The following is a 20,543-nucleotide window of genomic DNA, read 5'->3' as shown; positions in this document are numbered from 1 at the left end:
ATGTCCCTGTCCGACGCTGATTACCACGCCAAAGCCCATACCCTGCTGGCCCGCATCGAGGCGCAGATCGATGCCTGGCTGGAGGAGGATGTCGTGGACATCGATACCCATCGGACTGGCGGACTGCTGGAGCTGACGATGCCGGGCGGCAGCAAGATCGTGCTCAACACGCAGCCGCCCCTCCAGGAGATCTGGTTGGCAGCCCGGTCGGGCGGCTACCACTTCAAGTGGAACGGCGTGCAGTGGGTGGACCGGGAAGGCCAGGAGTTGCTGGCCCGGCTGTCGAGCAGCGCCAGCGAGCAGGCGGGTCAGGCCTTGAACTTCAGCGCCTGACCCAGCCGGGCGGCGGTTTCAACGCTTGAAGAGGTCGAGGATCGACTTCTTCTCGTCCTCGGACGCCGTGCCCGGCACGTTGGGCTCGTTGGCGAGTTCGCGCACGCCGCTGCCGGCGCTGTATTCCTCGTAGAACCATTCGCCGTTCACGTTCACCACGCCCTCTGGTGGCGCGATCTCGTCCACCGGCTTGCCCTTGAGTGCGAAGCCCATGTACTCGATCCACACTGGCAGGCTCAGGCCGCCGCCGGTCTCCCGGTCGCCGAGCTTGCGTGGTTGGTCATAGCCGATCCAGACGACGGCCACCAGGTCCTTCTGGTAGCCGGCGAACCAGGCGTCCATCGAATCGTTGGTCGTGCCGGTCTTGCCGTAGATGTCAGGCCGCTTGAGCGTGGCCTGGGCGCGCGCTGCCGTGCCGCTGCGTGTGACTTCCTGCAACAAGCTGCTCATGAGGAAGGCGTTGCGCGGCTCGATGGCCCGCGCGTCGTCGCCGAGCGCCACGGTTGCGGCTTGGTACAGCTCGCGGCCCTTGTTGTCGGTGATGCGCGCGATCAGCTGCGGGCTCACCCGGTAGCCGCCGTTGGCGAAGACGGCATAGCCCTGGGCCATCTGCATCGGCGTGACCGAACCCGCGCCCAGCGCCATCGTCAGGTAGGCCGGGTGCTTCTCGGCCTCGAAGCCGAAGCGGGTGATCCAGTCCTGCGCGTACTTCACGCCAATGGAGTGCAGCACGCGGATGGACACCATGTTCTTGGACTTGGCCAGCGCTGTGCGCAGCGGCATCGGACCTTCGAACTTGCCGTCGTAATTCTTGGGCTCCCAAGGCTGGCTGCCGGTGGTGCCGGCATCGAAGAACAGCGGGGCATCGTTGACGACCGTTGCCGGCGTGAAGCCCTTCTCCAGCGCAGCCGAGTAGATGAAAGGCTTGAAGCTGGAGCCAGGCTGGCGCCAGGCCTGGGTCACGTGGTTGAACTTGTTCTTGGCGTAGTCAAAGCCACCCACGAGCGCGCGGACCTGGCCGTTGCGCGGGTCCAGTGAGACAAAGGCGCCTTCCACCTCGGGCAGCTGGGTGATGGTCCACTCGCCGCCGTCTTTCTGCTTCGGGCCCTTCACGACGCGGATGACCGCACCGCGGCGGATGCGGGTCTTGGGGTTGCCCTTCTCCGACAGACCGGAGGTTGCCGGCCTCAGGCCTTCGCCCAGGATGGTGATGGACTCACCGCTTTGCAGCACCGCGGTGACCTTCTTCGGGTCGGCGTCGAGCACGACCGCGGCCAGCAGTTCGTCGTTGGCGGGGTGGTCGCCCAGGGCTTCCGCGATGCGGGTGTCGAGTTCCTTGTTGTCGCCCGGCAGGTCGGCATAGGCCTCGGGGCCGCGGTAGACCTGACGCTTCTCGTAGTCGAGGATGCCGCGGCGCAGCGCGCGGTAGGCGCTGTTCTGCTCGGCGCTGTTGAGCGTCAAGTAGACGTTCAGGCCCCGGGAGTAGGCCTCGTCGCCGTACTGGTTGAAGATCAGCTGGCGTGCCGCCTCCGCCACGAACTCAGCGTGCGAAGCCGACTCCTGCACGGGCCGGATGCGCAGCTTCTCGGCCTTGGCGGCATCACGCTGCTCCTCGGTGATGTAGCCCGTCTCGTACATCCGCTCGATGATGTATTGCTGGCGGATGGTGGCGCGGCGTGGGTTGTTGATGGGGTTGTAAGCCGAGGGCGCCTTGGGCAGTCCGGCCAGCATCGCCGCCTCGGCGACGCTGATCTTGTCCAGTGGCTTGCCGAAGTAGACCTCGCTGGCGGCCGCGAAGCCGTGCGCGCGGTGACCCAGGAAGATCTGGTTCATGTAGATCTCGAGGATCTTCTCTTTCGAGAGCGCCGACTCGATCTTCAGCGCCAGCAGGATCTCGTAGATCTTGCGGGTGAACGTCTTCTCGGTGGACAGGTAGAAGTTGCGGGCCACCTGCATCGTGATCGTCGACGCCCCCTGGCTGCGCGACTCGCCGACGTTGGCCAGGCCCGCGCGAATGACGCCCAGGTAGTCGACACCACCGTGTTGGTAGAAGCGGGCATCCTCGATGGCCAGTACCGCCTCCTGCATCACCTTGGGAATCTGCTGGATGGGCAGATAGCTGCGCCGTTCCTCGCCGAACTCCCCCAGCAGCACGCCGTCGCTGGACAGCACCCGCATCGGCAGCTTGGGGCGGTAGTCCGTCAGGCCGCTGATGTCGGGCAGGTTGGGGTAGGCCAGCGCCAGCGCCAGCGCCACCAGCAGGGCGACCGCGAACACGCCGCCCATCAGCAAGCCGACGGCCCACAGGGCCCAGCGACCGATCCGAGGCATCAGACCTGACGAAGACGGGGGGGAAGAGGGTGAACCGGCGGCTGAAGGACTGGGCGCTGCAGATCGGGACTTGTCATTCATGAGCCGGCGTGGCGCGCCCGTCGGGCGCGTTGGGAGTTGGCGACGGATTATAGGAAGGGCGGCGTGTCGCTCTTTTAGGCGAGACGCAGGTCCAAAGGGTGTGGCATACGACCGCTTCGTATGCGTTTTTCAGGAGCTTGCAACCGAGTCGAATCGTGTATGTTTAGCAACGTGGCGTTACCAGCTCGTGCCGAATTTGCGTTCGGCGTCAACGGCTTTGCTGCTAGCATTCAAGTAACTTATTAATAATCCAAAACGTAACCTGCGTGTCGGGAACGTCTCGGAGATAAAGGGCATGGGAATACTTGACGCACTTCTGGGTCGCAAGCACCCTCCCCTGATTGGCCTGGATATCAGTTCTTCCAGCGTCAAGCTGGTGGAACTCAGCCAGACCAATGGCGGCGAATTCGTTCTTGAGCGGTTCGCGAGCGAGCCCTTCGAGAAGGGGTGGATCGCAGACGGGCAAATCGAAAAGTTCGACGAGGTCGCCGATGCGGTGCGTCGCGTCGTCGCCCGCAGCGGCAGCAAGACGCGCGACGCCGCGCTCGCCATGCCGCAGTCGGCCGTCATCACCAAGAAGATCATGTTGCCGGCTGGCCTGCGCGAGGAAGAGCTCGAGCTGCAGGTCGAGGCCGAAGCCAATCAGTACATCCCGTTCTCGCTCGATGAGGTGAGCCTGGACTTCTGCGTCATCGGCCCGAGCCCGACCTCGGTGGGTGATGTTGAAGTGCTGATCGCTGCCTCCCGCAAGGACCGGGTGCAAGACCGCCAGGGTCTGGCCGAGGCGGCCGGCCTGCGGCCCGTCATCCTGGACATCGAGTCGCATGCCTCCCGCATGGCGATGGGCCGGCTCATCGCAGCCCTGCCCAACGAGGGCAAGGATGCCCTGGTGGCGCTGTTCGAGATCGGCGCCGACACGACCAGCCTCAAGGTGCTGCGCGACGATGAACTGCTCTATGACCGTGACCAGTCCTTCGGCGGTTCCCAGCTGACGCAGCTCATCTCACGCCAGTACGGCTTCTCATTCGAGGAAGCGGAGCAGAAGAAGCTGGCCAACGAGCTGCCGGAAGACTACGAGACCAGCGTGCTGAACCCGTTCGTCGACAGCCTGTCGCAGGAAATCGGCCGGGCGCTGCAGTACTTCTTCACCAGCACGCCGCACCACAAGGTGCACTACGTGATGCTGGCTGGCGGAACGGCCACCCTGCCGGGCCTGAAGGAGCGCGTCACCGACCTGACCGGTTTCGCCTGCATGGTCGTGAACCCCTTCGAGAACATGGCGATGGGCTCGGCGGTTCGTGAGCCCAAGCTGCGCCGCGAGGCGCCGTCCTACCTGACTGCCTGCGGCCTCGCGATGCGGAGGTTCTTCCAGTGATCCTGATCAACCTGCTGCCGTACCGCGAAGAGCGGCGCAAGCGGCGCAAGGCGGCGTTCTTCGCCGGCCTGGGCGTGGCTGCGCTGGCCGGTGCGGGCATCGTCAGCGCCATCTATCTGCTGCTCCAGTTCCTCACGACGGAACAGCAGGCGCACAACCAATACATCCAGAACGAGATCTCGCGGCTGGAGGCCCAGATCAAGGACATCGCCAATCTCAAGACCGAGATCGAGTCCCTGAAGGCCCGCCAGCGCGCGGTGGAGGACCTGCAGACCGACCGCAACACGCCGGTGCATCTGCTCAACGACTTGGCACGCCTGGCGCCCGAAGGCATCTACCTCACCGCCATCCGCCAGGACAACAAGACCGTCACGATCAACGGCATCGCCCAGACCAACGAGCGCGTCTCCGAGTTCCTGCGGAACGTGTCGCGCAGCTCGGAGTGGCTGGACAAACCCGACCTCATCGAAGTCAAGCTCGCCAGCGTGTCCACCAACACGCGCGATCCGCGGCGCCTGCTGGACTTCTCCATGAAGGTGTCGATCAAGACCCCGCCGACGGAAGCCGCCCAGGCTGCTTCCGGCGTGCCGACGAAGAGCTGACCGACCATGGCCACCTCCACCCCCAAGATCGACCTCAACGCCTGGTTCGCGGACCTCTCCAGCCAGTTCCAGGGGCTCAACCCCAAGGAACCCGGCCAGTGGCCCTTGCTGCCCAAGATTGCCGCTGGCCTGGGCGTGATGGTCGCCGTCATCATCGCCGGGTACTTCCTGCTGCTGTCTGATGTACAGGACGGCCTGGAAGCCGAGCGAGGCCGCGAGCCGCAATTGCGTCAGGACTACCAGGTCAAGTTGGCTCAAGCCGTCAATCTGCCTGAACTGCGCAAGCAGAAGAGCCAGGTCGAGGAGTACGTGACGCAGCTCGAGAAGCAGCTCCCCGGCAAGGCCGAGATCGATTCCCTGTTGTCCGACATCAACAACGCCGGCGGTGGCCGCGGCCTGCAGTTCGAACTGTTCCGCCCCGGGCAGATCGTCATCAAGGACTATTACGCTGAGCTGCCGATCGCGATCAAGGTGTCCGGCCGGTATCACGACATCGGCTCTTTCGCGGCCGACGTGTCCAACCTCTCCCGCATCGTGACCTTGCACAACCTCATCGTGGTGGCGCCCACCGGATCGCGTGATGCGAACGCGCCGCTCACCATGGAAGCCACGGCGCGCACCTATCGCTACCTCGACAGCACCGAGGTCGCCGAGCAGCGCCGGATGGCGGCAAAGGCGGGGGCCAAGAAATGAAGCACTTGCTGATGGCCCTCTCGGGGGCATTGCTGCTGGCCGGTTGCGGGGGTGACATCGACGAGATTCGTCAGTGGATGGACCAGCAGCGCAAGGAAGCCAAGCCGACCGTTGCGCCCTTGCTGCCGCCCAAGAAGTTCCTGCCGCAGCCTTATGAGTCGGCAGCCGGGGTCGACCCGTTCAGCCCCCAGAAGCTGAGTGTGGCCATCAAGCAGGAGGCGGCCCAGCCGAACTCCCTGCTGACGGCCGAAATCAACCGCCGCAAAGAGCCGCTGGAAGCCTTCCCGCTGGACAGCATGGCGATGGTGGGCAGCATGACACGCGACAACAAGCGCTATGCGTTGCTGCGGGTCGACAACCTTTATTACAACGTCAAGGCCGGGGACTATCTTGGCCAGAACTTCGGTCGGATCACCAAGATCACCGAGACCGACATCACGTTGCGAGAAGTCGTCCAGGACGCTGCTGGCGAGTGGATCGAGCGCCTCAGTACGCTCCAGCTACAGGAGAAGGGACGATGAACAAGACAATGCAGGAGAGCAAGTCGATGGGCCGTGGCTGGTTGCTGGGATTCGCACTCGCGTTGCTGGCCACGCCGGCGGCATGGGCGCAGACACAGATTCGCGCGATCAACGCCAGCCAGCAGGCCGGCGTGGATGTTGTGCGTATTGAATTGAGTGAAGCACTCAGCGAGCTGCCGGCGGGCTTCACCGTCCAGGCGCCACCGCGCATCGCCATCGACCTCCCGGGTGTGGTCAACGGTGTGGGACGCAACCAGGTCGACCTCAACCAGGGCAACCTGCGCACGGCCAACATCGCCCAAGCCGGTGACCGCTCGCGCGTGGTGCTGAACTTGCGCAACGCATCGGGTTACCGGGCGAAGCTGGAGGGCAATGCGCTCGTCGTCGTGCTGGACACGGTGGCGGCGCCCACCCAGGCGTCCAGCGAGCCGGTGCATTTCGCACAGAGCCTCAACAGCGCACCGCTGGCTCTGCGTGACGTGGACTTCCGCCGCGGCCCGGATGGCGCGGGCCGGGTGGTCGTGAACCTGCCGAGCAACCAGGTCGGCGTCGATATCCAGCAGCAGGGTCAAAACCTGGTCGTGGAGTTCCTGCGCTCCAGCGTGCCGGAGAACCTGCGCCGCAAGGTCGACGTGATGGACTTCGGCACGCCCGTGCAGCTCATCACCACCTCGCAGGTGGGCGACCGTGTGCGCATGGTGGTCGAGCCCAAGGGGAACTGGGAGCACAGCGCCTACCAGAGTGACAACCAGTTCGTGCTGGAGGTGCGCCCGCAGAAGGTCGATCCCAACAAGCTGACGCAGGGCCCGGGCTATGCCGGTGACAAGCTGTCGCTGAACTTCCAGAACATCGAAGTGCGCGCCCTGTTGCAAGTCATCGCCGACTTCACCAACTTCAACGTGGTGACCAGCGACACCGTGAACGGCAACGTCACATTGCGCCTGAAGGACGTGCCCTGGGATCAAGCCCTGGACATCATCATGCAGGCCAAGGGCCTGGGCCTGAAGAAATCGGGCAACGTGCTCTGGATCGCGCCCAAGGAAGAGCTGGCGACGAAGGAGAAGCTGGATCTGGAAGCCAAGGCCGCCATCGCGCAGCTGGAGCCGTTGCGCAACCAGTCCTTCCAACTGAACTACGTCAAGGCAGAAGAAATCGCCAAGGGCCTGACGGGCCAGGGCCAGACGGGCAGTGGATCGGGTGGCAGCAGCGGCTCGGGCACCCGCATTCTGTCGGCGCGTGGCAGTGTCATCTTCGAAACCCGGACGAACCAGCTGTTCGTGTCGGACGTGCCGAGCAAGCTGGAAGAGATCCAGGCCATGATTGCCAAGATCGATATCCCGGTTCGCCAGGTGCTGATCGAGGCGCGCATCGTCGAAGCCAATGATCGCTTCGGTCGCGCACTGGGTGTGAAGCTTGGGGCCAACGACCTGCGTGGTCAGCAAGGCGGCATTCCGGGGTACAGCGTCGGTGGTGGCAACTACGTGACCGTTGGCGGCAATTACAACGGCGTCACCTACCAGACCAACCAGCCGGGGTCCTCCGCGCCTAGCAACTCCGCGAACGCGGGTGCTTACAACAACGCGAACTTCGTCAACCTGGGTGCCAACGTGTCGTCCGACAGCTTCGCCGGTGCGGTGGCCCAGACCTTTGCGGTGTCCCTCTTCAGCGCCACGGCCAACCGCTTCCTGAACCTGGAGCTGTCGGCGCTCGAGTCTGACGGCAAGGGCAAGATCGTTTCCAGCCCGCGCGTCATCACCGCCGACCAGACCAAGGCCGTGATCGAGCAGGGCGAGGAACTGCCCTACCAGCAGGCCACGTCCAGTGGCGCGACGGCAGTCGCGTTCAAGAAGGCCGTGCTGAAGCTGGAAGTGACACCGCAGATCACGCCCGAGGGCAGCGTGATCATGACGGTTGACGTGAACAAGGACAGCCGCGGCACGCTGACGCCGCAGGGCTATGCCATCAACAACAAGCACGTCGCCACACAAGTGCTGGTCGAGAACGGCGGCACTGTCGTCATCGGCGGCATCTACACGCAGGATGAAGGCGAGACCGTGAACAAGGTCCCACTCTTGGGCGATGTGCCCGTGCTGGGCAACCTGTTCAAGAACAAGACTCGCACTTCGTCCAAGACTGAATTGCTGATCTTCCTGACGCCCAAGGTCGTCAGTGAGCGAGCCACGGTTCGCTGAAGCGCAGATACACGGGAGTTAGAGCATGTCTTTGCAATCCATCGTCACGCAGGGCTGGCGCCGTATCGTCCAGGCTGCGATGGGTCTCGGGATGGCCGCCGCTTTGGTGGCCTGTGGTGGCGGTGGTGGCGGCAGCGCCGGCACGCCGGTGGTGGGCCCCGGTTCGGGCGCGTCCAGCCCGTCCTCCGCGGCCAGTGCCGTGGCGGCCGACGTGGTGGTCGTGTTGAACAAGACCACCATGACCAATTCGGGATCGGACTCGATCACCGCCACGGTCACGACCATTGACGCGAATCGCGCGGTCGTGGGCAGCGTGCCAGTCAGTTTTGCCGTCAATGGCAATGCCTTGGTCACGCCTGGCGGTACGTCGACGAACGCCACGACGGGCACGCAGACGGCGGTGATCACCCAGGGTGCCGACTCGTCGGTGCGTGCGGTCACCCTGACGGTGACTTCGGGCACGATCTCGCGCGCCATCAGCTTCAATATCGTCCAGAACTCCACGTCGACCAATCCGCAGGCCAACGACCTGACGCTGACCCTGAGTTCGTCCAACATCGACAACTCCGGCAGCCGGACGGTCACGGCGACAGCGACGGCGGTGGACAACAACCGCAACGCCTTGGCTGGCATTCCGGTGCAGCTGTCGGTGTCCGACTCCAGCGCCTTCATCGTTTCGTCGTCCAACCAGACGAACAGCAGCGGCCAGGTGTCCGGCACCGTCAGCATTGGCCAGGACCGGTCCAACCGCACCGTGACGGTGGTGGCCACCAGCGGCACCCTCACGCGGACGGCGGCCTTCCAGATCACCGGCGCACGTTTCTCGCAGGCGAGCCCCGTGCCCGCCGTGGCTTCTGCTGGCGCCGCGGGCACCGTGCAGTACCTGCTCAGCGACGTGAACAGCAATCCGATGCCGGGCGTGACGATCACGGTCAGTGGCAATGGCATCACCAGTGCGACGGGCAAGACGGACTTGAACGGCGCCTACACATTCAACTATGTGGCGCCGAATGCTCCGGGGACGACCCTGGTGATCAAGGCTGCCGCCGGCGGTGCTGACTCGACGGTCAACGTGACCATCCCTGGCGGCGGCAGCACGACCGTGCCAGTCGCAACCACGCCGGTCTCCAAGACCCTGAACCTGTCAGCTGACGTGGTCACCGTGAATACGGGCAGCACCAGCAACCAGGTCACCCTGAGTGCCTTCTTCCGGGACGGTGCCAACGCGCCTGTCTCCAACGTCCGCGTGCTGTTCGGCGTGACGGGCGACAACGGCACCGGTTCGGTGGCGTCGCGCAACAACACCGTGTTGTCCGACCTGTCCGGCACCGCGTCTACGACGTACAGCCCGGGCGCTGTGAGCAGCCCGACGAACGGTGTGACGGTGCTGGCATGCTGGAAGGTCAGCGATTTCCTGGCGACTGACACGGTCTCGAACTGCGCGGCTGCGGGCGGCCAGTTGCTCACCACCACGCTGACCATCGTGTCGAACCCGGTCTCCATCTCGATCGGTACGGACAACTCAATTGCCAACGGCGCCTCGACGCTGACCTACGTGAAGAAGTTCGTGGTGTTGGTGGTGGACTCTGCTGGCAACCCCAAGTCCGACGTGCAGATCACGCCTTCCGTGGATCTCGGCGGTTTCGGCAAGGGATTCTGGGTGTACGACGCCGGCCTGAAGCTCTGGCTTCGTGATGACAAATCTGAGTACACCATCACAGCGACGGGTGCGAGGGTGACGAGTGACACGCTGCGGGCGACGTGCCCGAACGAGGATCTGAATCGCAACGGTGTGATCGACTCGGGCGAAGACGTCAACGGCAACTTGCAACTTGACCCGCGGAAATCGGATGTGTCGATCACGTTGAGCGGCTCTACCAAGACCGACTCGAACGGCGTCGCGGTTCTGCAGCTGGAGTACCCGAAGAACCTTGGCTCGTGGGTGAAGTACAAGATCACTGTCACGGCAGCCGGCGTGTTGAGCCCGCCAGCCTACTATCCGCTGGGGATTCCGGTCCGACTGCCGTCTGATTCGATCGATACCGTCCAAGCTCGTGCGGCAGGCAAGGGCGTGACGACCGCATCGGAGATTGAGGACTATCTCTACGCGTACGAATGGTTGCCTGTCGCGGCTGACGCGCTAGCGCTCCAGTCGCCCGCCCCGGCATTTGCGAACAGCCCCTATGGGCTGAACAGCAACTGCAAGGACGTCCGCTGACGTGATTGCTCTGGTGGGCATGCCGGGCGGTGGCAAGTCCACCGTCGGCAAACAACTGGCACGCCAAATTGGCGTGCCTTTTGTCGATTCGGATCACGAAATCGAGGCCCGCATCGGCGGCACCGTTCGCCAGTTCTTCGAGCGCCACGGCGAAGAAGCCTTCCGCGACCTCGAGACCGAAGTGATCGCTGAACTGCTTTCTCGTCCCGGCGACCGGGTCATCGCGACGGGCGGCGGCGCAGTGCTGCGCGAGCGCAACCGGGAGATGCTGCATCGCGGCGCGACCGTGCTCTATCTGCGCTCGACGCCGGAAGACCTGATGCGGCGCCTTCGGCACGACACCACGCGGCCGCTGCTGCAGGTGCGTGACCCGTTGGCCAAGCTGCGCGAACTCCATCACCAGCGCGATCCGCTGTACCGGCGCTGCGCCCACTACGTGCTGGAGAGCGCGCGCCCCTCCGTGCACGCGCTGGTCAACATGGCCCTGATGCAGTTGGAGCTGGCGGGCTTGCTGGATCCGACGCGGGTCGCGGCAACGGTCGGCGCTGAGCCGCAGTAGAGCCAGGGCGGCTTCAAGTCGCCATTGCCCGCTAGCAGAGGCGGTCAGGGCAGGGCGCCTCTTACACTCGCCAGCATGCCCGCCATCGATACCGTCCGCATCCAGCTGCCTGACAACCGTACCTATCAGATCCGCATCGGCTCGGGTCTGCTGGACGAGGCGGCCAGCTGGCAGGCGCTGCCCAGGGCGGCCGCTGCGGTCATCGTCACGAACGATACGGTCGCACCGCTCTATGCCGAGCGGCTCCAGGCGCAGTTGCGCGCCGTCTACGCCCGGGTCGACCTCGTCGTGCTGCCCGACGGCGAGCAGCACAAGGACTGGGCCAGCCTGAACCGCATCTGCGATCACCTGCTCGGCGAAGCCCTGGATCGCAAGACGGTGCTCTTCGCGCTGGGGGGAGGGGTCATTGGCGACATGACTGGTTTTGCGGCCGCGATCTACATGCGCGGCGTGCCTTTCGTGCAGGTGCCGACCACCCTGCTCGCACAGGTCGATTCATCCGTGGGTGGCAAGACCGCCATCAACCATCCGCTGGGCAAGAACATGCTGGGCGCCTTCTACCAGCCCGAGCGGGTCATTGCCGACCTGGACACGCTGGACACGCTGCCCGACCGAGAACTGCGGGCTGGCCTGGCTGAAGTGATCAAGTACGGCCCGATCGCCGATGCTGGTTTCCTCTGCTGGATCGAGGACAACCTCGAAGCCTTGCTCTCGCGGGACAAGGCCGTGCTCGGTTACGCGGTACGCCGCAGCTGCGAGATCAAGGCGGACGTCGTCGGCCAGGATGAGCGTGAGCAAGGGCTGCGCGCCATCCTGAACTTCGGCCACACACTGGGCCATGCCATCGAATCCGGCCTGGGCTACGGCGCCTGGCTGCACGGCGAGGCGGTGGCGTGCGGCATGGTGCTGGCGGCTGATCTGTCACATCGCATGGGACTGATGCCGGTCGAGTTCGTCACGCGGTTGCGAACGCTGATCGAGCGCGCCGGCTTGCCGGCCGTGCCGCCGCGCCTGGGCAGTGATCGCTACCTGCAGCTGATGCGTGTGGACAAGAAGGCCGAGGCCGGTGCCATCCGCTTCGTGTTGATTGAAGCGCTGGGGCGCGCCGGCCTGCATGCGGTGCCCGACACCCTGATCACGCAACTGCTGGCCGACCACGGGGCTGCCTGATGCTCCCGCCGACCCGCCCTCCGTACGCTGCCGACCCGTCACGCAGCCGCGGGCGGCGTCTGGCAGAGCCGCCCGCGCCAACACGCAGCGAGTTCCAGCGAGACCGCGACCGCATCATCCACAGCACTGCCTTCCGTCGCCTGGTCTACAAGACCCAGGTGTTCATGAACCACGAGGGCGATCTGTTCCGCACCCGGCTGACGCACTCGTTGGAAGTGGCCCAGCTCGGCCGCTCCATCGCCCGCAGCCTGGGCCTGGACGAAGACTTGGTCGAAGCCGTGGCCCTGGCCCACGATCTGGGCCACACGCCTTTCGGTCATGCGGGTCAGGATGTGCTGGATGCCTGCATGCAGGGGCATGGCGGCTTCGAGCACAACCTGCAGTCGCTGCGGGTGGTCGACCACCTGGAGCAGCGCTACCCGCACTTCGATGGTCTCAACCTCTGCTTCGAGACGCGTGAGGGCATCCTGAAGCACTGCTCGCGGCGCCATGCCGAGCTGATCGACGCCGCCGAGCCGGGCGGCATCGCCACGCGTTTCCTGCACGGCGGGCATCCGAGCCTGGAGGCCCAGTTGTGCAACCTGGCCGACGAGGTCGCCTACAACGCCCATGACGTGGATGACGGTGTGCGCTCCGGCTTGATCGAGCTGGAGCAGCTGCTCGAGGTGGAGTTGGTTCGCGAGCACTGGCTTGCGGCCTTGGAGGCGCATCCTCAACTCACGGGCAAGCGACTGCTGTTCGAGACCATCCGCCGCATGCTGTCGGCGCAGGTCTACGACATCATCGACGCGACGCGCGCAGCGCTCGAGACCACACGCCCCGAAAGCATTGACGCGGTGCGCCATGCCGAGAAACCGCTGCTGCGCTTCAGTCCCGAGATGCGTGCGAAGAGCACAGCGCTGAAGCGGTTCCTGTTCGCCAACCTGTACCGCCATCCCCAGGTCCAGTCGACGCGGGCGCGTGCGGAGCAAGTGCTGCGCGATCTTTTCGCCGCCTATGTGGGCGACGTATCGCAAATGCCCCCCGACTTCGCCAGCCGCCCCGACCGGGAGCGGGCTTGCGCTGACTACATCGCCGGCATGACCGACCGTTATGCGCTGCGCGAGCACCAACGCCTGACCGGTCAGACCCTCTTCTGACGATTTCTGAAAATGGGGTCGGAGTCGATTATTCTGCGTGCTCCTCAGCTCGCGGTTTCACGCCTTCCCCATGGCCCGACTGCCCCGGTTGATCCTCGCTGATCAGCCCCATCACATCATCCTGCGCGGCAACAACCGCCAGGCCATCTTCTTCAGCGACCTGGACCGGCAGCATCTGCTGAACATCCTCGCGGAGGTCTCGGCCGTCAACAAGGTGGCCCTGCACGCCCATGTGTTGATGGATAACCACTTCCATTTGCTCGCCACGCCGCCCAGCGCCGACGCGCTGAGCCGGATGATGCAGGCGCTGGGTCGGCGCTATGTCGGTTGGTTCAATGCCCGGCACCAGCGCAGCGGCACGCTGTGGGAAGGGCGGTTTCGCGCTGGCTTGATCGAGGGCGAGCGCCATCTGCTGGCCTGCATGCGCTATGTGGAACTCAATCCGGTCAGGGCCGGGCTCTGCCCGCAGCCGCAGGACTGGCCATGGTCCAGTGCGCGACACCATCTCGGGCTGGAGAGGCTGGGCGTGATCACGGAGCATCCGCTCTATTGGTCGCTCGGCAACACACCCTTCGACCGTGAGCATGCCTGGCGTGAATTCATGGACCAAGGCGTCCCTGCGCACGAGCAGGCGCTCTTCACAGCGGCCGCTCTGCGCGGCAGACCGGTGGCGAGCGAGGCCTTCCTGAAGCCGCTGGAAGAGGCGCATCCGCGTGTGGCTCAGAAGCGGCCGAGGGGGCGGCCGCGAAAGGCAGTGATTGACGGGAGCGCGACTCTGGCCCCATTTAAATCCTGACGCGGAATGCGGCGCCAATAAATCGAACCTGACCCCATTTTAATGAAGTTGCCGCATTTGCTGCGGTGCAGTACGCTCCCGGCCTGTTACGAACCAGGAGGGCGCCATGAGCCACGCCGCGCAGATTCAGTCCGAGATCCAAGACCTCACCGAGCACGGGCTGTACCGGCCGTCCAATGAGAAGGACGCCTGCGGCCTGGGGTTCGTGGCGCACATCAAGGGCCAAAAGGCGCACAACATCGTCCAGCAGGGCCTGAAGATCCTTGAGAACCTGGACCACCGCGGCGCCGTCGGTGCCGACAAGTTGATGGGCGACGGCGCCGGCATCCTGATCCAGATCCCGGACGAGTACTACCGCGAGGAGATGGCCAAGCAGGGCATCACGCTGCCGCCGCCCGGCGAATACGGCGTCGGCATGATCTTCCTGCCCAAGGAAGCAGCCTCGCGCCTGGCTTGCGAACAAGAATTGGCGCGCGCCGTGAAGGCCGAGGGCCAGGTGCTGCTCGGCTGGCGCGACGTGCCGGTTGACCGCGACATGCCGATGTCGCCCACCGTGCGCGAGAAGGAGCCGGTGATCCGCCAGATCTTCATCGGTCGCGGCCCGGACATCATCGTCCCCGACGCCCTGGAGCGAAAGCTCTACGTCATCCGCAAGACCGCCTCCAGCGCCATCCAGGCCTTGAAGCTCACGCACAGCCGCGAGTACTACGTGCCCAGCATGAGCTGCCGCACGGTGATCTACAAGGGCCTGCTGCTGGCCGACCAGGTTGGCAAGTACTACCTCGATCTGGCCGACCCGCGGGTCGTCTCGGCCATCGCGCTGGTGCACCAGCGCTTCTCCACCAACACCTTCCCCGAATGGCCGCTGGCCCACCCCTACCGCATGGTCTGCCACAACGGCGAGATCAACACGGTCAAGGGCAACTTCAACTGGATGCGCGCCCGCGAAGGCGTCATGAAGTCGCCGGTGCTGGGTGACGACCTCAAGAAGCTCTACCCCATCAGCTTCGAGCACCAGTCCGACACGGCCACGTTCGACAACGCCATCGAACTGCTGACCATGGCCGGCTACCCGCTCGCCCACGCCGCGATGATGATGATCCCGGAGGCCTGGGAGCAGCACGAAGGCATGGACGAGCGCCGCCGCGCCTTCTACGAATACCACGCCGCCATGATGGAGCCCTGGGATGGCCCCGCCGCCATGGCCTTCACCGATGGCCGCCAAGTCTGCGCCGCACTCGACCGCAATGGCCTGCGTCCCTCGCGCTACTGCATCACCGACGACGACCTGGTCGTCATGGCGTCCGAGTCGGGTGTGCTGCCCATCCCCGAGAGCAAGATCGTCAAGAAGTGGCGCCTGCAGCCAGGCAAGATGTTCCTGATCGATCTGGAGCAGGGCCGCATCGTTGACGACGAAGAACTGAAGAACCAGTTTGCCAACGCGCGCCCGTACCGCCAGTGGATCGAGAACGTGCGCGTCAAGCTGGACGACATCGCCGTGCCCGATTCGGCCCGCCCGGCTTTCGAGACGTCGTTGCTGGACCGCCAGCAAGCCTTCGGCACCACGCAGGAAGACATCAAGTTCCTGCTCGCGCCCATGGCCGCCAACGGCGAGGAAGGCATCGGCTCCATGGGCAACGACTCGCCTCTGGCCGTGCTGTCGAGCAAGAACAAGCCGCTCTACAACTATTTCAAGCAGCTCTTTGCCCAGGTGACGAACCCGCCGATCGACCCGATCCGCGAAAACATCGTGATGTCGCTGAACAGCTTCATCGGCCCGAAGCCCAACCTGCTGGACATCAACGCCATCAACCCGCCGATGCGGCTGGAAGTGAGCCAGCCTATCCTGGACTTTGACGACATGGCGCGCCTGCGCGGCATCGAAGGTCCGACGAACGGCAAGTTCAAGCCCAGCGAACTCGACATCACCTACCCGCGCGAGTGGGGACGTGAGGGCGTGGAGGCGCAGCTCGCCTCGCTGTGCGCCTCGGCGGTGGACGCGATCAAGTCCGGCCACAACATCCTCATCATCACCGATCGTCATGTCGGCCGTGACCGCGTCGCCATCCCGGCGCTGCTCGCGCTGTCGGCCGTGCACCACCACCTGGTGCGCGAGGGCCTGCGCACGACCGCCGGCCTGGTGGTCGAAACCGGTACGGCCCGCGAGGTGCACCACTTCGCCGTGCTGGCCGGTTACGGCGCCGAGGCCGTTCACCCCTACCTGGCGCTCGAAACGCTCGAAGCCATGCAGGACGAGCTGCCCGCCAAACTGACCGCCGAACAAGCCCGCTACAACTACATCAAGGCCGTGGGCAAGGGTCTGTCCAAGATCATGTCCAAGATGGGCATTTCGACCTACATGTCCTACTGCGGCGCGCAGATCTTCGAGGCCATCGGCCTGAAGGCGGACTTCGTCGAGAAGTACTTCCGCGGCACGGCCACGCAGGTGGGCGGCATCGGTGTGTTCGAGGTGGCGGAAGAAGCCATCCGCATGCACGAGGCCGCCTTTGGCGACGACCCGTTGCTGGAGAGCATGCTCGACGCCGGCGGCGAGTACGCCTGGCGCACCCGCGGCGAAGAGCACATGTGGACGCCCGACGCCATCGCCAAGCTGCAGCACAGCTCGCGCAGCGGCAAGTTCGAGACGTACAAGGAATACGCCCAGATCATCAACGACCAGAGCAAGCGGCACATGACGCTGCGCGGTCTGTTCGAGTTCAAGTTCGACCCGAGCAAGGCGATTCCTCTGGAGGAGGTCGAGCCGGCCAGCGAGATCGTCAAGCGCTTCGCCACCGGCGCGATGTCGCTCGGTTCCATCTCCACCGAGGCGCACGCCACGCTGGCCGTGGCCATGAACCGCATCGGCGGCAAGAGCAACACGGGGGAGGGTGGCGAAGACCCGGCCCGCTACCGCAACGAGCTCAAGGGCATCAAGATCGTGGGCGGCAGCAAGGTCGGCGACGTGCTCGGCCACAAGATCATGGAGGCCGACTACGAGCTGCAGGACGGCGACAGCCTGCGCTCCAAGATCAAGCAGGTGGCCTCGGGCCGCTTCGGTGTCACGACCGAGTACCTGGTCAGCGCCGACCAGATCCAGATCAAGATGGCCCAGGGCGCCAAGCCCGGCGAGGGCGGCCAGCTGCCCGGCGGCAAGGTGAGCGAGTACATCGGCTTCCTGCGCCACTCGGTGCCGGGCGTGGGCCTCATCAGCCCGCCGCCGCACCACGACATTTACTCCATCGAAGACCTGGCCCAGCTCATCCACGACCTGAAGAACGTCAACCCGAAGGCGGACGTCTCGGTCAAGCTGGTGTCGGAAGTCGGTGTCGGCACGGTCGCCACCGGCGTGGCCAAGTGCAAGGCCGACCACATCGTCATCGCTGGCCATGACGGCGGCACGGGCGCCTCGCCCTGGTCGTCCATCAAGCACTGCGGCACGCCGTGGGAGCTGGGCCTGGCCGAAGCGCAGCAGACCCTGGTGCTGAACCGCCTGCGTGGCCGCGTGCGCGTGCAGGCCGACGGCCAGATGAAGACCGGCCGCGACGTCGTCATCGGCGCGCTGCTGGGCGCCGACGAGTTCGGCTTCGCCACCGCGCCGCTGGTGGCCGAGGGCTGCATCATGATGCGCAAGTGCCACCTCAACACCTGCCCGGTGGGTGTGGCCACGCAGGACCCGGTGCTGCGCAAGAAGTTCACCGGCCGCCCCGAGCACGTCGTCAACTACTTCTTCTTCGTCGCGGAAGAGGCCCGCCAGATCATGGCCCAGCTCGGCGTGCGCAAGTTCGACGAGCTGATCGGCCGCAGTGACTGGCTCGACACCAAGAAGGCCATCACGCACTGGAAGGCCAAGGGCCTGGACTTCGCCCGCATTTTCCATCGCCCGGCCGTGCCGGCCGAGGTTTCGCGCCTGCACAACGACGTGCAGGACCACGGCCTGGACCGCGCGCTGGACGTCAAGCTCATCGAGAAGTGCCTGCCGGCCTTCGAGAAGGGCGAGAAGGTGCAGTTCATGCAAGAAGTGACCAACGTGCGCCGCTCGGTCGGGGCGCGGCTGTCGGGTGAGCTGATCCGCCGCAAGCCCGAGGGCCTGCCCGACCACACCATCTTCATCCAGATGGAAGGCACGGGCGGCCAGAGCTTCGGCGCCTTCCTGGCCCAGGGCATCACCTTCTACCTGATCGGCGACGCGAACGACTACACCGGTAAGGGGCTGTCCGGTGGCCGCGTGGTGGTGCGCCCGAGCATCGACTTCCGTGGCGACGCAACGAAGAACATCATTGTGGGCAACACGGCGCTGTACGGCGCGACCCGCGGCGAGGCCTTCTTCCGCGGCGTGGCGGGTGAGCGCTTCGCGGTGCGCCTGTCGGGCGCCACCGCGGTGGTGGAGGGCACGGGCGACCACGGTTGCGAATACATGACCGGCGGGACGGTGGCCGTGCTCGGCAAGACTGGCCGCAACTTCGCTGCCGGCATGAGCGGCGGCATCGCCTACGTCTACGACGAGGACGGCCACTTCGCCAAGCGCTGCAACACCAGCATGGTCTCGCTCGAAAAGCTGCTGACCGCCCAGGAGCAAGAGGCAACGGTCGACAAGGCCATCTGGCACAAGACCAAGGCCGTAGACGGTGCGGACCGCGAGCCGCAGACGGACGAGGCCATCCTCAAGAAGCTGCTGGAAGACCACCACCGCTGGACGGGCAGCCAGCGTGCCCGCGACATCCTCGACCACTGGGCCGAGTCGCGCGCCAAGTTCGTCAAGGTCTTCCCGAACGAGTACCGCCGCGCGCTGGGTGAGCTCAACGCCGCGAAGGAAGCGGCACAAACCATCGCTCAGGCCAAGGCGCCTGCGGCGGCGAAAGTCTAAGGAGAGAAGCCGTGGGAAAAGTGACTGGCTTTCTGGAGTACGAGCGTCTGGAAGAGGGCTACGAGCCCGTGCCGGCTCGGGTCAAGAACTACAAGGAATTCGTCATCGGCCTGAACGCTGAGCAGGCCAAGCAGCAGGGGGCGCGCTGCATGGACTGTGGCACGCCTTTCTGCAACAACGGCTGCCCGGTGAACAACGTCATCCCGGACTTCAACGACCTCGTCTACAAGGGGCGGCCTGAGGACTGGAAGCACGCCATCACCGTGCTGCACAGCACCAACAATTTCCCCGAGTTCACCGGCCGCATCTGCCCCGCGCCCTGCGAGGCGGCCTGCACGCTGAACGTGAACGACGACGCGGTCGGCATCAAGTCCATCGAGCACGCCATCATCGACCGCGCCTGGGCCGAGGGCTGGGTGCAGCCGCAGCCGCCCAAGGTCAAGACCGGCAAGAAGGTCGCCATCGTCGGGGCCGGGCCGGCGGGCCTGGCCGCAGCCCAGCAGTTGGCCCGCGCTGGCCACAGCGTCACGGTGTTCGAGAAGAACGACCGGGTCGGCGGCCTGCTGCGCTACGGCATCCCGGACTTCAAGATGGAGAAGTCCCATATCGACCGCCGCGTCGAGCAGATGAAGGCCGAAGGCGTCGAGTTCCGCACCGGCGTGCTGGTGGGCAGCCTGCCGGATGGCTCCAAGGTCACCAATTGGGCGAAGGAAACCATCTCGGCCGACGAGCTCAAGAGCCAGTTCGATGCGGTGCTGCTGACCGGTGGCGCGGAGCAATCGCGCGACCTGCCGGTGCCCGGGCGCGACCTGGCCGGTGTGCACTTCGCCATGGAGTTCCTGCCGCAGCAGAACAAGGTCAATGCGGGTGACAAGCTGAAGAACCAGATCCGCGCGGACGGCAAGCACGTCATCGTCATCGGCGGCGGTGACACCGGCTCCGATTGCGTCGGCACCAGCAACCGCCACGGTGCCAAGAGCGTGACCCAGTTCGAACTGCTGCCCCAGCCGCCTGAGGTGGAAGACCGTCCGCTGACCTGGCCTTACTGGCCGATCAAGCTGCGCACCTCCTCCAGCCACGAGGAGGGCTGCGAGCGCGAGTTCGCCATTGCCACGAAGGAGTTCATTGGCGAGAAGGGCAAGCTCACCGGCGTCAAGACCGTGCGCCTGCAATGGCAGGGCGGCAAGATGACCGAGGTCGAGGGCAGCGAGCAGGTGCTCAAGGCCGACATTGCCTTCCTGGCCATGGGCTTCGTGTCGCCGGTGTCCACCATCCTCGACGCTTTCGGCGTGGAGAAGGACGCCCGCGGCAACGGCAAGGCCCCGACCGAGGGTGCCGCGGCCTACAAGACCAATGTCGACAAGGTCTTTGCCGCCGGCGACATGCGCCGGGGCCAGAGCCTGGTGGTCTGGGCCATCCGGGAAGGCCGCCAGGCTGCCCGGGCGGTGGACGAATACCTGATGGGCAGCTCAACGCTGCCGCGCTGAACGCCTGCCGTACGGCCCAACCTCTCGGAACGCGACCTTCGGGTCGCGTTTTTCATGAGCCGTAGCAAATGCTTACGGATCTGTGCCGTTCGTCGCGGACGGCTCGACGCCCGTCGAGAAGCGCTTCCGTGCCGCCAAGTTTTGCACGACATTCGCACCCGCCCCTGCCGGAGAATGACTCG

At 65.2% G+C, this 20,543-nt stretch carries 14 protein-coding genes; 13 read left to right on the top strand and 1 reads right to left on the bottom strand.

Features of this window, described 5'->3' with window-relative positions; genetic code table 11:
* Positions 1–333, top strand: coding sequence for an iron donor protein CyaY (gene cyaY / locus CDO81_RS06285; protein WP_088482235.1), 333 nt, complete (start codon positions 1–3; stop codon positions 331–333).
* An 18-nt stretch (positions 334–351) separates the two neighbouring features.
* Here cyaY and CDO81_RS06280 read toward each other — a convergent pair whose 3' ends face one another.
* Positions 352–2,745 (bottom strand): penicillin-binding protein 1A, encoded by a 2,394-nt coding sequence (locus CDO81_RS06280; protein ID WP_088482234.1) that lies wholly within the window; start codon positions 2,743–2,745, stop codon positions 352–354.
* A gap of 295 nt (positions 2,746–3,040) precedes the next feature.
* Between CDO81_RS06280 and CDO81_RS06275 the strand changes: the two genes are divergently transcribed.
* The 12 genes from CDO81_RS06275 (at position 3,041) to CDO81_RS06220 (ending at position 20,361) form a co-directional block, all read left to right on the top strand.
* Positions 3,041–4,120 (top strand): pilus assembly protein PilM, encoded by a 1,080-nt coding sequence (locus CDO81_RS06275; protein ID WP_088482233.1) that lies wholly within the window; start codon positions 3,041–3,043, stop codon positions 4,118–4,120.
* Positions 4,117–4,722, top strand: a complete 606-nt coding sequence (locus tag CDO81_RS06270) for a PilN domain-containing protein (protein ID WP_088482232.1) — start codon at positions 4,117–4,119, stop codon at positions 4,720–4,722. The genes CDO81_RS06275 and CDO81_RS06270 overlap by 4 nt, the downstream gene beginning before the upstream one ends.
* A gap of 6 nt (positions 4,723–4,728) precedes the next feature.
* Positions 4,729–5,415 (top strand): type IV pilus inner membrane component PilO, encoded by a 687-nt coding sequence (locus tag CDO81_RS06265; RefSeq protein WP_088482231.1) that lies wholly within the window; start codon positions 4,729–4,731, stop codon positions 5,413–5,415.
* Entirely contained in the window at positions 5,412–5,936 is a 525-nt protein-coding gene (locus CDO81_RS06260) for a pilus assembly protein PilP (RefSeq protein ID WP_088482230.1), read from the top strand. Before CDO81_RS06265 ends, CDO81_RS06260 begins: the two co-directional genes overlap by 4 nt.
* Positions 5,933–8,128 carry a type IV pilus secretin PilQ gene (locus tag CDO81_RS06255; RefSeq protein ID WP_420893066.1) on the top strand — a complete coding sequence of 732 codons (2,196 nt, stop codon included), beginning with the start codon at positions 5,933–5,935 and terminating at the stop codon, positions 8,126–8,128. The genes CDO81_RS06260 and CDO81_RS06255 overlap by 4 nt, the downstream gene beginning before the upstream one ends.
* Before the next feature lie 25 nt (positions 8,129–8,153).
* A complete protein-coding gene (locus CDO81_RS06250; protein WP_088482229.1) occupies positions 8,154–10,346 on the top strand; it encodes a beta strand repeat-containing protein in 2,193 nt (730 codons plus the stop codon).
* 19 nt (positions 10,347–10,365) lie between these two features.
* On the top strand, positions 10,366–10,905 hold the full coding sequence (locus CDO81_RS06245; protein ID WP_088482465.1) for a shikimate kinase: 540 nt from the start codon (positions 10,366–10,368) through the stop codon (positions 10,903–10,905).
* 75 nt (positions 10,906–10,980) lie between these two features.
* A complete protein-coding gene (aroB, locus tag CDO81_RS06240; protein ID WP_088482228.1) occupies positions 10,981–12,075 on the top strand; it encodes a 3-dehydroquinate synthase in 1,095 nt (364 codons plus the stop codon).
* Positions 12,075–13,214 (top strand): deoxyguanosinetriphosphate triphosphohydrolase, encoded by a 1,140-nt coding sequence (locus tag CDO81_RS06235; RefSeq protein ID WP_088482227.1) that lies wholly within the window; start codon positions 12,075–12,077, stop codon positions 13,212–13,214. Before aroB ends, CDO81_RS06235 begins: the two co-directional genes overlap by 1 nt.
* 70 nt (positions 13,215–13,284) lie before the next feature.
* On the top strand, positions 13,285–14,010 hold the full coding sequence (locus CDO81_RS06230; RefSeq protein WP_241516859.1) for an REP-associated tyrosine transposase: 726 nt from the start codon (positions 13,285–13,287) through the stop codon (positions 14,008–14,010).
* Between the two features lie 106 nt (positions 14,011–14,116).
* Positions 14,117–18,874 carry a glutamate synthase-related protein gene (locus tag CDO81_RS06225; RefSeq protein ID WP_088482226.1) on the top strand — a complete coding sequence of 1,586 codons (4,758 nt, stop codon included), beginning with the start codon at positions 14,117–14,119 and terminating at the stop codon, positions 18,872–18,874.
* Between the two features lie 11 nt (positions 18,875–18,885).
* Positions 18,886–20,361 (top strand): glutamate synthase subunit beta, encoded by a 1,476-nt coding sequence (locus CDO81_RS06220; RefSeq protein WP_088482225.1) that lies wholly within the window; start codon positions 18,886–18,888, stop codon positions 20,359–20,361.
* Positions 20,362–20,543: the final 182 nt, after the last annotated feature.

Source organism: Roseateles puraquae (assembly GCF_002205845.1).
In the GTDB taxonomy this organism is placed as follows: domain Bacteria; phylum Pseudomonadota; class Gammaproteobacteria; order Burkholderiales; family Burkholderiaceae_C; genus Pelomonas; species Pelomonas puraquae.
This window is presented reverse-complemented; position numbering and strand designations above follow the sequence as displayed.

What these genes read in the sequence shown, in the direction of transcription:
- CDO81_RS06250 (WP_088482229.1), top strand. Translation starts at nt 8,154, where the DNA reads ATGTCTTTGCAATCCATCGTCACGCAGGGCTGGCGCCGTATCGTCCAG.
- CDO81_RS06265 (WP_088482231.1), top strand. Translation starts at nt 4,729, where the DNA reads ATGGCCACCTCCACCCCCAAGATCGACCTCAACGCCTGGTTCGCGGAC.
- aroB (WP_088482228.1), top strand. Translation starts at nt 10,981, where the DNA reads ATGCCCGCCATCGATACCGTCCGCATCCAGCTGCCTGACAACCGTACC.
- CDO81_RS06245 (WP_088482465.1), top strand. Translation starts at nt 10,366, where the DNA reads ATGCCGGGCGGTGGCAAGTCCACCGTCGGCAAACAACTGGCACGCCAA.
- CDO81_RS06275 (WP_088482233.1), top strand. Translation starts at nt 3,041, where the DNA reads ATGGGAATACTTGACGCACTTCTGGGTCGCAAGCACCCTCCCCTGATT.
- CDO81_RS06225 (WP_088482226.1), top strand. Translation starts at nt 14,117, where the DNA reads ATGAGCCACGCCGCGCAGATTCAGTCCGAGATCCAAGACCTCACCGAG.
- CDO81_RS06280 (WP_088482234.1), bottom strand. Translation starts at nt 2,745, where the DNA reads ATGAATGACAAGTCCCGATCTGCAGCGCCCAGTCCTTCAGCCGCCGGT.
- CDO81_RS06235 (WP_088482227.1), top strand. Translation starts at nt 12,075, where the DNA reads ATGCTCCCGCCGACCCGCCCTCCGTACGCTGCCGACCCGTCACGCAGC.
- cyaY (WP_088482235.1), top strand. Translation starts at nt 1, where the DNA reads ATGTCCCTGTCCGACGCTGATTACCACGCCAAAGCCCATACCCTGCTG.
- CDO81_RS06260 (WP_088482230.1), top strand. Translation starts at nt 5,412, where the DNA reads ATGAAGCACTTGCTGATGGCCCTCTCGGGGGCATTGCTGCTGGCCGGT.
- CDO81_RS06230 (WP_241516859.1), top strand. Translation starts at nt 13,285, where the DNA reads ATGGCCCGACTGCCCCGGTTGATCCTCGCTGATCAGCCCCATCACATC.
- CDO81_RS06255 (WP_420893066.1), top strand. Translation starts at nt 5,933, where the DNA reads ATGAACAAGACAATGCAGGAGAGCAAGTCGATGGGCCGTGGCTGGTTG.